Source organism: Paenibacillus sp. T2-29, from assembly GCF_052921365.1.
The window spans coordinates 13923-28352 of record NZ_JBREVE010000008.1 but is presented as its reverse complement, the minus strand read 5'-3'; the positions used below and the strand labels follow the sequence as shown (position 1 = coordinate 28352).

Genomic DNA, 14430 nt, shown 5'->3' with positions numbered 1-14430 from the left:
AACCAGCTACTTTCGTGATTTCACAACATCATCGGATTTCGGTAGGAGGAAATCTTCCTATTTTTTATCATTGAAGCAAGTGCCCACTCACGCATCATGGAGTCAAGCATTGGACGCAAATCTTCGCGCTGCATGCCCATGTGGAGCACTGCTTCCAGATAGCCAGCTTTATCACCAATATCGTAGCGTGTGCCCTCCAGTTCCAATGCAAGCAGCTGGTTTTGCAATGCTACTTGATGCAGAGCATCTGTCAATTGGTATTCACCGCCCGCTCCAGTGGACATGTTCTCCAATATGGAGAAAATAGAAGGCTCCAATACATAGCGACCAATGACAGCCTGCCGCGAAGGAGCATCTGCCGGGGATGGTTTTTCAACAAGTCCGCCGACTTCATGAATAAGGCCATTTTGGTGAGTGGAGTCAATAATGCCGTATTTACTTACATCCTGTTCTTCTACCGTGCGCACGCCGACCACTTGCTTGCCAGTGGCTTCGTATACATCCATCATCTGACGAATCGCCGGAGTGGAGGAATTCATAATATCATCGCCCAATAACACGGCGAAGGGCTCATCGCCAATGAACTGACGGGCGCAGCGTACCGCATGTCCCAAGCCGAGCGGTTCTTTTTGACGGATATAGTGGATGACTGCCTTGCCTCCGATGCTTTGAACTTCACGCAGAAGATCATATTTTCCCTTGCTCTCCAGTACTTGCTCCAGCTCTACAGACTTGTCAAAATGGTCTTCGATGGCTTTTTTATTACGCCCCGTAACGATAATGATGCTCTCAATTCCAGATTTGATGGCTTCTTCAACGATATATTGAATGGCTGGTTTATCTACGATTGGAAGCATTTCTTTTGGTAAAGCTTTCGTAGCTGGCAAAAAACGGGTTCCCAAACCGGCGGCAGGGATAACGGCTTTTGTAATTTTTCTCATAGAGATTCACTTTCCTTTCGGGATGGGGAACCGAATACCCAGTATCGGCTCCCGATATAATTGATGATCGTTCCGGCTGCGGTGGCGATCAGCTTGCCTAAAGCAAGCGGCAGCTCGGTTTCAGTGTGAAGCACTTGCAGCAATAAGGAGGTTATCCCCAATACGATGAGGTTGATGACGATAAATTTGAGTAACTGACCTTTACTTGTGTTGTTTGCTTGTTGTTTGCTGAATGTCCATTTGCTGTTCAAAATATAACTGTTGGCTGTGCCGCAGCTGTACGAAATGATCTGCGCCACCACGACCGGCACTCCGGTCCAAGCCAGTAGCATAAAAATGATATAATCTACTCCTGTATTCACCAGACCTACGATGCCAAATCGGATCATAGGAAGCAGCTGGGCCATGCGACTTTTCATAGATTAGGCCCCACGACCGGATTTGGGTCCAGTATATACCGCGCTGTTGTCGCGTACTGTACGTTCACCCGAAATCAGACTATCACGGGCCCCTTTCATGTACAGGGACTCGCGTTGTTCAGGAACCTTCATAGCATGTGTCGGACCGTTATCGTATTGTCCACCCAGACGCTCACGGACAATGTAGAGTGGACGTGCTTTGGTTTCGTCATAAATCCGTCCAATATATTCACCCATAATACCGAGAATAATCAGAATCACTCCGTCGAAGATCAGGCTGATGCTAATCATGGATGACCAGCCTTTCATCACATAGGAATCGGTGAAAAAGTTAAGAAACAACACATACATCAGATACAGGAAGCCGGACATGGACAAAAGTGCGCCGATATAACCTGCCAGCTTGAGCGGCTTAATCGAAAAGGATGTGATCCCGTCGAGACTGAGCTTGATCATGCGTTTTAGCGGATACTTGGTTTCGCCTGCGAGCCGCTCATCGCGCTCATATTCAACAGCAGTTTGTTTAAAACCGATCCAACTGACCAGACCGCGTACGAATCGGTTATTTTCAGGCAGACGTTTCAATTCATCTATGACCTTGCGATCCATTAGGCGGAAGTCCCCGGTGTCGACCGGGATATTAATATCCGTTGATGCTTTAAGTACGCGGTAAAAGAGGCTGGCAGACCATTTCTTGAAGCGAGTTTCGCCATTGCGTTTGAGTCGTTTGGCGTAGACGACTTCATAGCCTTCCTTCCACTTGTTAGCCATCTCAATAATCAGTTCCGGCGGGTCCTGGAGGTCAGCGTCAATGACGACGACCGCCTCTCCCACCGCATAATCCATCCCGGCGGTAATTGCTAGCTGATGACCAAAGTTGCGAGAGAAATCAATCAATACAATCGTGTCATCTCTGAGACTGAATTCCTTGATGAGTTGGACGCTGCGGTCCGAACTTCCATCATTGACGAAGATCAGCTCGTAGGGCTCGCCCATTGAGCCCATGACTTGTTTCAGCCTCCGGTAGGTTTCCGTAATAACGGCTTCCTCGTTGTACATCGGGATAACTATGGAATAACGGATAGGTTCACTCATTCGTAGTTCCTCCTCATTTATAATGTGATTTCGTATAAAGTACCGCTTCCTCCACGCTCGTCTCCGCCAAATCCACCTTGACCATCCTGAGCGCTTGCGTTGGTGTTCGTGGTGTCGTTTCCGCTGTTCGTTGCTTTCACTGCTGTACTTGTTTCTGCTGTGGTTGTTGTTTTCCATTCATCTGTAGGGATTACTTTGCCGTGTTCTTTAATCCATGCAGTGACTTCGGAGTTGCCGCCGTCCGGTCCACCGCCGCCACCAGAAATCATAAAGTATTTCACTTGCCCACTTTCGACCAGCGCCTTGATTTTATCGACGGTATAGACCGGATCGGAAGACACAAAACCGTTCATAATAATTACTTTTTGTCCGGCCTCGACCAGGTAAGGAGCGGCTGTTGAATAATTACTTGCTGCGAAAAGATAGGTTTCACCTGTGTTATTTTTTTGCAAGTAGTTCAATGTTTTTTGATCTAAACTTTGGCTGCCGTTCGGGCCTCCCATTCCTCTGGAACGGGTAGAAGCTTTTTGTTCCGCGTCTGCACTTGTTTGTGTGCTTGAGGTATTTCCATCAGAGTTGGAATTCTCTGCATTTTGAGTCTGGTTATTCATTTGAGTTCCTTCGGCTTGTTGACCATTGAAGCTTGCACCTCTATTGCCATCATTGCGGCCTGGCATTCCGCCACCGCCGCCGCCAAATTGAGTCGGTCCAGCTTGCGGAATCATGCTGTTCCCCCCGTAGACGATTGGTGTCAATGCCCAGTACACAGGGCCGATAAACATAGCGAGTACACTTGCGATAATAGCGTATCTTGTGAACTTCTCGGATTTCATTCGTGCTACCACCAGGAGTGCTGTGCCGATGATCCCTAGGATCAATACCGCGATGGACCAGCCACTGCCGATGGTATCGTTGTAATTTTGTAGAATGAACCAGCTAAATACCGATGTTGCTAATACTGCCACGGGTAACAGCCAGGAGAGCCAGTTGGAATGCTCACGATACTGCTGCCACAATTCTACGAATCCTGCTCCGAAGAGCGCTGCAATCGGTGGTGCGAGCATAATTAGGTAATAATGATGGAAGAAACCTGCTACGCTGAAAAATGCAGCTACGGGAATCAACCAGGCGAGCCAGAAGATAACTTCTTTATGTTTCTGTGTGATATTACGGCGTCGAATACTGGCAAGCAGGCCGATGGAAGCAATGATTGCGAACGGAAGCAGCCAGCTGGCTTGGCCTGACAGGGAAGATTGGAACAACCGCAAAGGTCCCTTTTCACCAGTACCGAACATGCCGCCACCGGAATTTCCACCCGGGCCACCGCCTGGAACACCCTGGCCGTCTCCACCAGGAGCGCCTTGTCCGTTCCCCCCGAATCCGCCGGGTGGTATTTGACCACCTGCACCGGGTCCGTCTGCTGCCATGTTGTTGGCACCAGAGTCATCCGTAGTGGTAGTGCTGTCAGATGATGTAGTCGTCTGGACCTGATCCGTGTTCATAATTTTGCTATTCGTTGCAGCGTTATTGTTCTGCTCTGAGCGTTGACCGCCACGATTGCCACCTGTTCCCTGATCTCCTGTCAGGCGAGACAGGCCGTTATAACCGAAGGCCAAATTCAGTACAGAGTTGGTTCCGCTACTCCCCATATAAGGACGTTCATCGGCCGGAGTGGAATCCACTACGACTGCCCAAGAGAGCGATACAATCAGGAGAACCACTGCCGATCCTGCCAACGTTATTGCTTTTCGTTTCCAGTTATACTTGGAAGCCAGCAGATAGAACAGGCCCAACGCAGGAACGATCATATAGGCTTGCAACATTTTTTCGTTAAAGGCAATGCCGACGACTGCGAAAGCAGCCAGGATCAGCCCGGTTTTGCTATTTTTAAGGCCTCTGAACAATAGCCAAGTTGCGAGCAATAATGTGAAGACCAACATAGCGTCAATGTTATTCGTGCGGCTAACCGCTACGGCTATCGGTGTTGTTGCCATAGCGAAGGCAGCCAAACGTGCGGCCAGTGTACCAAAGCTTGGTTTAACGAGTAAGTAAACGAGCAAGACCGAGCCGACCTGAGCCAGTGCCTGCGGCAGGATCACGCTCCATCCGTGAAGTCCGAATATATAGGCGCTCAACGTCTGAATCCAGAACACCACAGGCGGCTTGTCTACCGTTACCGATCCTGCAGAATCAAGTGAGGCGAAAAAGAAATTGTGAAAACTCTGCAGCATGCTTGCTACTGCCGTCGTGTAGTAGGTGTTTACGTACTTGTCTTGCCAGATGTTGTATCCGTTCAAAAATGCGGATATCAGCATAATGATGATCAGGGGGATGTCTGCCCTGGTCTTAAACCATTTCTTAATCATGTTCGTTCCACTCCCTGTGAAAGTTTCTTTGTATTTATTCCGATCTTGGCCCGGTGAACTACCGGCTTGCTATTATCATGCCAGACGTACCTTAATGGGTTCTGAGCGCTCCCTGAACGTTAGCTGAAAGCTGGGGTGAGGTGCTTTTTTTACGGCAGGATTCAGGTATATTAGATACAGGTAAAAATGAATCGACTTTTAATATGATAAGAATGAAGCAATATGAAAGGGAAGATTAATAATGAATCCAATACACGGAGTTAAGATTATGCTGGCGGACGACGAGCCTCATATTTTGCAATTTTTAGAGCTTGGACTGATTAATGAAGGATATGAAGTCAGAACCGCCGAGAACGGGAGTGATGCACTCGATCTGGCAAGAGAGTTTCGTCCGCATGTAGCGGTGCTGGATGTAATGATGCCTGAAATGAACGGATTTGAGGTATGCCAAAGTCTCAAGGAGACAGAAGATAACATCGCAGTCATTATGCTGACCGCCAAGGATGATGTGGACGATCGGGTAAAAGGGCTCAAGCTCGGCGCGGATGATTATATCGTTAAGCCCTTCAGTTTTAATGAGCTGCTGGCTCGTATTGAGGCGCGTTTGCGAAATCAGTTCCCTGACCTGTTGGGGGAAGTGGTTCACGGACCCTTTCAAGTGGATGATCGACGAAAGGAGATTCGCTATCAGAGTCAGGTGCTGGAGCTATCGCCTACCGAATACGAACTATTGAAGTTTTTGGTGTTAAACCATGGAATCGTGCTGAGTAAAAGTCGTATCCTGGACCGAGTCTGGGGGTATGACTTTGGGGGCGAGGATAATATTGTGGAAGTGTACATTCGCTCCTTGCGAGAAAAACTCAAAGATAAGGAGCATCGGGTCATTCGGACGCTGCGTGGTGTTGGGTACCGAGTGGATCTGTTATGAAGGCGGGGAGGAAAAAACGGAGAAAATATGCGCTTCGTTCTCTCCGGTCCCAGCTTTTGGCCAGAACCTTACTCATTTTGGCATTGCTGCTCGTGTTGATCGGTTTTCTCCAATACTTTCTAATGAAAGATTTTCTGTATCGCAGTCGAGCAGACGCTATGAATACACAGCTGAATTCAATTCCTGTCGACTTATTGATTAAGGATTCACAGGAAAATAGTGGGGATGGGATCGCCGCTCCCCAAGATGATACCAATCGGAGAGGTAATCGACCGGGGCCGTTTCTGTTTTGGCCGGATATGTCGCTTGCTTCTATAGGTATAGACGGCACCTTTCAGAGCTTGTCCAACGAAAATGGGCTTAAACCGCCGCGCCTCACCACTCAGCAGTATCAAGCAATGCAGCAGAGCAAGCGCATGCGTCACGGCTATCAATTAATTACGGATGCACAGGGAAAAGAGCAGCTAGTTGTATTTCGCCCGCTCGGTCCACCAGACCGTTCGTCAGGGTTACTGCAAATGGGCGTATCCACGAATTCCATGCAAGAGCAGCTGATTAATCAACTCCGCACCTTTATTTTATTGTCTCTGATTGCACTTGCGATTGGTTTGGCGCTTATGCTTCCTGTGCTTCGCCGTACATTGGTGCCCCTTTCCAGAATGGTCGAGGCAGTCAAACGTATTGATGCGGGCAATTTGGACGAGCGCTTTGACGCAGAGCAGGGTCAGTATGAGGTAGATCGCCTGGCAGTTTCATTTAATGGAATGCTGGAGCGGCTGGAGCATTCTTTTGCTGCCGAGCGGGAATTGCAGATGCAAATGCGACGATTTATTGCGGATGCTTCTCATGAACTGCGTACCCCGCTCACATCCATCCACGGTTTTTTGGAAGTGCTGCTTCGTGGAGCAGCATCCAATCCGAAGCAGCTCCAATCAGCACTAGAAAGTATGTATGGTGAATCCAAGCGCATGAACAAGCTTGTCTCTGATTTGCTATTGTTGGCTAAGCTGGACCGAACACCGGAGTTGAAGCTGGAAGATATATCGCTAGATGCATTGCTGTTGGAAATGAAGCCACAGCTCCTTATGCTGGCAGGCACACGTAAGGTATTTTTTGATATGACGGCAGGTGTTTGGGTATTGGCAGAAGGCGATAAGATCAAACAGGTCGTACTTAACCTGTTTCACAATGCTGTTCAACATACTGATATAGAGCAGGGCGTGATCCATGTCAACCTATCGGCTGGTAAGAAGCTGGCAGATATTCAAATTCGTGATAATGGACCCGGCATGGGGAAGGAACAGCTGGAGCGGATATTTGAGCGATTTTATCGTGGAGATGAATCGCGTACACGCAGCTCAGGCGGAGCGGGCCTTGGTCTGGCTATTACGCAATCAATCGTGGAAGCACACGGAGGGAGCATTACAGCTGAAAGTACACTGGGAACGGGAAGTATATTTAAAGTAACGCTGCCTTTAGCAGGAACAGTATAGTATCGCAGATTATGGTCTAACATAAGAATAGCCCCCCGAACCGCGACTTTGGTTAAATAACGGCTCGGGGGGCTTTGTAATTGTTAGTTAATGAGTGCAGCTTTTTGTAAGAGCACATGCAGCACCTTGGCAGATGCCTCACGTGTTGTAGGTGCATTCGGTTGGAAGTAGGAAGAGCCTTTAATCGTGGCTCCGTTAATAATACCTGCCGCACTTACTTTTTCAATACTGTCCTTGGCATAGCCTGCAAAGGATGAAGTATCATGGTATGGTGTGCGTGCAGGACCATCGGCTGCTGTTTTGATTTGAAGCAGGTCTACTGCTTTGCCCAGCACAACAGCAATTTCTTGGCGACTGATATTTGCTTGCGGATCAAACTTGTCGTTGTTGCGACCTGTAATCAATCCGGCCTCATAAGCGGCCGCCACATCCCCGGCATACCAGCTACCTGCCGGAATATCACTGAATGGTACAGCAGTACCTGGTGTCAGGCCAAGTGCCCGGGTGACCAAGGCTGCAAATTCTGCACGCGTCACGTTTTGCTTCGGTGAGAATTTCGTGTCGGTTGTGCCGTTAATGAGCAATTTATTTGCAAGCGATTGAATTTCGGATTGGGCATACGACGATGAAATATCTTCAAAGCTAACAGGTCGTGTCGCCGCTGCATACGTCGAGAAGCCCGGACGGCTTACCTTAACGACGGTAGATCCATCAACTTGCTTGGTGAAGACGGATGGGACGGGATAGACATTTCCGTTCGCTGTATAGAGCACACCGGCTGTATTAGGATCAATTTGACCAGGTACGGTAAAGGATCGGCTAATAAATTGTCCTGGCGCAACTTTGAGCGGTTGGCTCTTACCGCCAGTGATTACGTTGGCCTCAAACCCTACCGGGGTGCCGATCACATTCGAGCCTTTAAGCTTGCCTGTAAATGTGCCGCTCGCCTCTGCTTGGCTGCTGATACTCACTTCAATGCCTGCACCTTGAGGTGCATTTTTTAGAGCTGATACTGGCAATGCTAGGGAAGAACCTGTATTGCCCACAATCAGGCTGCTTCCTGCTGCGGCTTTGCCCAGCGTTGCCAGCTGTGACGAAGTGAGTGATGCTTTAGTCGTTTGGCCTGCTTGGCTAGTAGCCGACAATACGATAGCTGTCGGGCTGGAGCCAGCTGTTGTCACAGCAGCCTGCAGGTCTGCATCAGCTACTGTCAGTGACTGTATATTATTGTTTAACGCAACGGCTGTAGGCACAGCTTTTACAGCTTGTCCTTGCTTCACTACGCTTTGCAGTGAAGGTGCAGATGTAGCGACAGGGGTGGATGTATTAGTTGCAGCAGAAGGTGTAGTATTGCTTCTGCCGCCACCTCCACCCCCGCCGCCACTACTACCACCGGATGGGGCACTATTATCCACACGGATCGATTTAGTGGCAGTGAACAGTTTAGGACCATCGGTATTGCGTTCGACTTCTCCCTTTTCATTCAGTTCTGGAGAGCTGACTTCCAGCTTGTACACGCCATCCTTCAAGTGCTGAATAACAGGCTGACCGTTAGCATCCAGGACAGGCTTGCCATTGTCATCAAATTCAACGTAACTTCCGCCAATCCCCTTGAAGGAATATGCGCCTTGTTTGAGGCGAGCGTTAGTACCTTGCTCCTTGGTAGTGGCAATCCCATCAATCAGACCGATCAGCTTATCATCTAATCCATATACATAGAGCGCGATCTGATTGGTTTTATCTGTGGTCAGACGGAAAGCCAAATCTGTTGTGCGCTGCGCACCTGTACGATTTGGGTAAATAATCGGGTTCGTGAAACTCAGGTCCTGCAAGCCGAAGCCTGTCGTTGGATTTTCTTTGCCGACATGCACAACGAACGGAAGATGAAGTGTTGGCTGTCCAGCGCTTTTTAGAATAACCTCTCCTTCATATACACCAGTAGCTGCATTCGCACTTGGTTGTACAGACAGGAAGAACGGTTGCGATTTGCCCGGTTCTGCCGAGATGGCTCCATTCGCGCCAATACCCTGCAACTGAACGCTAATATTGCTCACATCGGGGGTAGCAATAGGCTTAGTCGGATCAGAGGTGACATTATCATGTAAAACGTAGCTGGCTTCATACTGCACAGGGTTTGCGGACAAGTTTTTGAGTTGAAGCTGGATCTGCTTCGCATCACTACCAGATCGTAACAGCCCGAAGCTGGCGGAAGGATTATAATTCACAACCTCCTGCCGATTAAAGTTCTTGTCAAGAATCGTAATCTTTTCAACGGTTTCCAGCAGGGCTGGAGTCTGAATCGCATTCGCAATGTTTACAAGACCTGCACCTTGGGAATACACATCATATTGGATTTTATCCTCATCAAAGAGTGTAATCGAAGTGTTTGCCAGAGCAGCGCGGATATCAAACGGTGTCCAGTTCGGATGCTGCTGCTTCAGCAGCACGGCAAGTCCAGCCACATGCGGAGATGCCATACTCGTTCCGTTGCTGCGTTTGTAAGCTTGCTCATAGGATGCATCTGGATAGAACTTGGCGAAGGCAGGGTACGTTGACATAATGCCAACCCCTGGTGCGCTCACGTCCGGCTTGATGCTCAGCAGTTCATCGCCATTTGGTCCGCGGGAGCTAAATCCGGCCATGGTATTACCAGGATTGTCAGTACGACGATACTCTTCACCAAAAGTAATAAAGAATTTTTGTTTGTGGTTTTGGCTTTCAATGATTTGTCTTGCCAGTGCTCTACCTTCTTTTCCTATCATGTCAAAGGTAGGAATATAATCTACATTGTCTCCTTGATTCGAATTAATGTAACCGTCGTAACCAGGGATAGCATCACTCAGATTGGCTTGTGTACTGTCGCTAGATTTCGCTTGACCATTAAAAATAATAATAGCCTTTGCACCATTTAGTTGTGCGTTCGCGATTTTATCCACGAAGCCCAAGACGCCACGCGATACGACCACAACCTTACCTTTTACATCTTTAGAAGTGAAATCATCTGGATATCCCAAGTTGGCATAAACTAATTCCAATGGTTCTGTCCCCAAAATAGAAGAAAAATCCTCGTGAAATGTCTGCCAACCCATCATGTTAAAATTGTAATAGGTATCTGATGTAACTGTTATCGGCTTTTCATCATCACCATAGGTTACAAGATTGACGGATGCTTTATTGGAATAGCTGTGGCTGGGGGAAGTGGCTGCACCAACGGAAATCGCCAGCTGGGATGTTGCGGGAGAACCCATGGAGTAAAAATAGGGCCCTTGTTGTGCAGCGTTACCGTTCGCGATGACTGCGACTACCCCGGAAAGTACCGCATTATTGATGGCGATGGCATCCGGGGAGTTGGGATCCTTTTCAGAATCTGAACCTAGCGACAGGTTGATGACATTCATGCCATCCTTGACAGCACGTTCAATACCGTCAATGACCTGAGCCGAGGAACCCGAGGAACGACCGGTCTTGGTATTGCGTCCAAGCACCTTATACACGTATAAGTCCGATTTATAGGCAATGCCTTTTTGTACAATATCCGAGGATTTATTTGCAGCTTTCCCGGCAATTGTACCGGAGACATGAGTACCATGTGTCGTTCCACTAAAACCTGTGCCGTACGGATCATTCTCTTTTTCAAGGAAAGGTTCCTCGTAAGGGTCGTTGTCCTGTTCAAAAGAGTCATATCCGCCTTTGTAGGCTTCTTTCAAATCTGGATGCTCATAATCGATACCGGTATCAATAACCCCGACCTTGATTCCCTCGCCATGCAATCCTTTGGCCCAGGCTTCAGGCACACCAATTTGGTCCAGTGGTGCGTTGTCATAAGTGGCTTCATTGGCTGTAAGTGTTGGCGGGTCCTGCACGGGGATGGAATAATACGTTTTGTTTTCGTGAATGGATTTAACGCCTGGTAGTTTAGCCAATTCTGGAATTTTATTGGCTGGCACTGTAACCTCCAGTCCGTTAAGCACCGTATTGTACTGGTAATTCACTTGAAGGGAAATGCCGTGCTCAGCGGCTTGGTCTACGAACGTTGTTTGCTCGGTGGCGATCGCAGATTCGGCTTTTTGCTCGGATTGAGCGGTGAAAGCTTTGGCGCTTGAACGTGCGGCATATTTGTCCACAGCTAGGGGCTCACCATCAAGCTGTACGATGACTCTGACCTGACGAGAGGAGTCTGTGCTCAGCTCAGGTGAGATAAAGGCTGGAGCCGACTCAATAGTTAATGCTTCCTGAGCTTTTAAAAATGAGTCGATTGGCAGATCTGCAGTAGCGGCAGAACTGAAAGACGGTAGAGATAAGCTTACCGTCAAGGCAAGAGCGAGTGATACGACAGGTATTTTTTGCAAAATGATCGGCTTTTTCAAAGATTTCCCTCTTTTCAATCAAAATATGATATCTCTACATACTAGGATTTGAAGCCACTGCCGTTGTTCTCACGCCTCCCTTAATATCTAAAATAATAGAATTGACCACTGGTGACTAACTTGCCAGTTTTGAGGCATATCTTACCATATTGGTGGGATATATTACTATATGTTTTTTATATTTTTAGAAAAAATAAGGTTAACTTCACATATAGATTCCATGGAAATGTTATGAATTTACTAGATTATTTTTGAAATCAATCGAAGAGGAATGGGAGAATGCAAGAATTAATGATATAATCTGCATTGGAATTGTAGAGGTTACACAATCACGTAAAATGCTTAAGGTGAAGGAGTCGATTATGTTGGCAAAAACATTGATTTTTGGGCATAAAAATCCGGATACGGATACCATTTGCTCAGCTATTGCTTATGCAGACTTGAAAACCAAACTGGGCGCGGACGTAGAGCCGGTTCGTCTGGGCGAGGTTAACGGGGAAACGCAGTATGCGCTGGATTATTTCAAAGTGAGCGCGCCGCGTCTGGTTGAGCAGGTTTCTACTGAAACAGACAGCGTCATTCTGGTCGATCATAATGAACGCCAGCAAAGCGCAACTGACATTGACAAGGTGCGCGTAACTGAAGTCATTGATCACCACCGGATCGCTAACTTTGAAACAAGCCAGCCGCTGTACTTCCGCGCTGAGCCAGTAGGTTGCACAGCCACCATTTTGAACAAGCTCTACAAGGAAAATGGTGTAGCCATTCCCAAAGAAATCGCAGGTCTGATGTTGTCCGCGATTATTTCTGATTCCCTGTTGTTCAAGTCCCCGACTTGCACAGATCAGGATGTAGCCGCTGCCCGCGAACTGGCTGAAATTGCTGGTGTGGATGCAGACCGTTACGGTTTTGACTTGCTTAAAGCGGGTGCTGATTTGAGTGGCCACACGATTGAGCAGTTAGTAAGCTTGGACGCCAAAGAATTCCAGATGAATGGACGCAAAGTGGAGATCGCACAAGTGAACGCAGTAGACGTAAACGACGTATTGTCCCGTCAAGCTGATCTGGAAGCTGCTTTGTCCCAAACCATTGCAGCCAAAAATCTTGATCTGTTCTTGTTCGTCGTAACAGACATTGTGAACAGTGATTCCATTGGTATTGCGCTGGGAAGCCAGGCTCAGGCAGTTGAAAAAGCCTACAATGTACAGTTGGATGACAACAAGGCTGTTCTGAAAGGCGTCGTATCGCGCAAATCGCAAATTGTGCCTGTATTGACAGAAGCTTTTAACAGTTTGTAATGATATAAAATAAGCCTCCTGAACCCGACTGCATGAAGGCAGTGGTAGCAGGAGGCTTATTTTTATTTCCTCAGATCTTCCAGAACGTCCTCGATACGAAATTCAAATGCCAATTTCAACTGGTCGCTCATCAGGTGCCAGGCACTTTCAGCTACAGCGAGATCCCCGCTATGAGTAAAAGCATGTGCGGCACCCATGTATTTCTTATACATTACGGGTACATCCGCTTCAATCAGCCGCTTGGCATACAACTCAGCTTCATCAGCCAAGGAGTCCAGCTCGGCCGTTATGATCAGCGCAGGAGGGAGATCATGTAGCGATTCTGCATAAATAGGAGAAGCCAACGGATTTCGCGCCTCATCTGGCGAGCGCAAATAGCTTTCATTGAAGATTTTTGCCACGCGAGGCGGAATCGCCTTCTCAAATTGGGGCTTCAGCTTGGGATCTGTAGCGATATCCAGTGATGGGTAATCCAGCACCTGATACACAATCGGGAATTCCTTGCAGTCTCGGGCCATAAGACACAGTGCTGCTGCAAGATTACCTCCTGCGCTATGTCCGCCGACCGCAATGCGTTGGGGATCGATGTTCAGCACGTTAGGATGCTTGTACACCCATTGGGTCACATCATAGCTTTCCTGTAGCGGAATAGGGAATTTGTGCTCCGGGGCCAAGCGATAATCGACATTAACGACGACGCAATTCGCACGTTCAGCAATGACCGGGCACCAGGGGTCATCCATTTCAGCGCTGCCCATAATGAATCCGCTACCATGAAAATTGACGAATACGGGGAGTGGATCAGCAGACCTGAGGGAAGGCTCATATACAATCACCCTGGAATCACCTACAGAGGTGGGAATCATCCTCTCTGTCCGATGTACTTTGGGAGAATGCGAAGGTTTAAAATCGGATGCTGTTATCATCCGGCCAGCCGATCTGCGGGCAAGTTTGACGAACAGATTTTGTCTCAGTCTTCGCACTACTTGTCTTTCTCCTCTCTGAGGGCGCTGGGGGTGGTTAGACGCGAACCTTTTACATCTTCAAAAGCATCTCGTACGCGTGACAAATAGGTCTGAAACTGGCAGAGTTCCGCTTCAGTAAAGTCTGACATCAGACGTGAAGCCAGCCCTATGAAAAAAGGGTCCATCTGCTGAATTTTACTTCTTCCTTTATCATTCAGGGAAACAAACACTCCCCGCTTGTCATTGGGATCGTCGTATTTATTAATGAATCCTTCTTGTTCAAGAGAAATGACCATAGAACTGATTGCTGCTCGGCTGACACCCATCTTTTCAGCTAAAGCAGAAGGAGAGGACATTTCATCTCTTTGCGCAGAAAGTACACAAAGTGCAATATATTGCCCGTAGGAGAGACCAAATTCACGCGAACGTTTTTCCATATTTTTTCTTATTTCGTACGTTATAGAAAATAAATCTACCAAAACACCAATCGGCTTATTGCCACCTGGAAATAGATTATAGGCCAGTTGACGAATTTCGGAGTCCAAAAAAAAGAACATG

At 47.8% G+C, this 14430-nt stretch carries 10 protein-coding genes; 3 read left to right on the top strand and 7 right to left on the bottom strand.

The window, feature by feature from the left end; genetic code table 11:
• Positions 1-20 precede the first annotated feature (20 nt).
• The 4 genes from galU to ACU1JV_RS20125 are packed head-to-tail and all read right to left on the bottom strand — an operon-like array spanning position 21 to position 4821.
• Complete coding sequence (gene galU / locus ACU1JV_RS20140) at positions 21-941, bottom strand: UTP--glucose-1-phosphate uridylyltransferase GalU (protein ID WP_413987360.1); 921 nt, start codon at positions 939-941, stop codon at positions 21-23.
• Positions 938-1360, bottom strand: a complete 423-nt coding sequence (locus ACU1JV_RS20135) for a GtrA family protein (RefSeq protein ID WP_413987361.1) — start codon at positions 1358-1360, stop codon at positions 938-940. The genes galU and ACU1JV_RS20135 overlap by 4 nt, the downstream gene beginning before the upstream one ends.
• A gap of 3 nt (positions 1361-1363) precedes the next feature.
• Positions 1364-2455 carry a glycosyltransferase family 2 protein gene (locus ACU1JV_RS20130; RefSeq protein WP_264217712.1) on the bottom strand — a complete coding sequence of 364 codons (1092 nt, stop codon included), beginning with the start codon at positions 2453-2455 and terminating at the stop codon, positions 1364-1366.
• Between the two features lie 17 nt (positions 2456-2472).
• Positions 2473-4821, bottom strand: a complete 2349-nt coding sequence (locus ACU1JV_RS20125; protein WP_413987362.1) for a glycosyltransferase family 39 protein — start codon at positions 4819-4821, stop codon at positions 2473-2475.
• Between the two features lie 241 nt (positions 4822-5062).
• On the opposite strand from ACU1JV_RS20125, the gene ACU1JV_RS20120 reads away from it, so the two are divergent.
• A complete protein-coding gene (locus ACU1JV_RS20120; protein WP_014599406.1) occupies positions 5063-5749 on the top strand; it encodes a response regulator transcription factor in 687 nt (228 codons plus the stop codon).
• A complete protein-coding gene (locus tag ACU1JV_RS20115) occupies positions 5746-7242 on the top strand; it encodes a sensor histidine kinase (protein ID WP_413987363.1) in 1497 nt (498 codons plus the stop codon). Before ACU1JV_RS20120 ends, ACU1JV_RS20115 begins: the two co-directional genes overlap by 4 nt.
• An 83-nt stretch (positions 7243-7325) precedes the next feature.
• Here ACU1JV_RS20115 and ACU1JV_RS20110 read toward each other — a convergent pair whose 3' ends face one another.
• Entirely contained in the window at positions 7326-11609 is a 4284-nt protein-coding gene (locus tag ACU1JV_RS20110; RefSeq protein WP_413987364.1) for a S8 family serine peptidase, read from the bottom strand.
• A gap of 362 nt (positions 11610-11971) precedes the next feature.
• Between ACU1JV_RS20110 and ACU1JV_RS20105 the strand changes: the two genes are divergently transcribed.
• Complete coding sequence (locus tag ACU1JV_RS20105; RefSeq protein WP_413987365.1) at positions 11972-12907, top strand: manganese-dependent inorganic pyrophosphatase; 936 nt, start codon at positions 11972-11974, stop codon at positions 12905-12907.
• 62 nt (positions 12908-12969) lie between these two features.
• Here the strand turns inward: ACU1JV_RS20105 and ACU1JV_RS20100 are convergent, their stop codons facing one another.
• Both ACU1JV_RS20100 and ACU1JV_RS20095 read right to left on the bottom strand, forming a co-directional pair.
• Entirely contained in the window at positions 12970-13833 is an 864-nt protein-coding gene (locus ACU1JV_RS20100) for an alpha/beta hydrolase (protein ID WP_413987532.1), read from the bottom strand.
• 56 nt (positions 13834-13889) lie between these two features.
• A complete protein-coding gene (locus ACU1JV_RS20095) occupies positions 13890-14429 on the bottom strand; it encodes a MarR family winged helix-turn-helix transcriptional regulator (RefSeq protein ID WP_025674441.1) in 540 nt (179 codons plus the stop codon).
• Between the last annotated feature and the right edge of the window lies 1 nt (position 14430).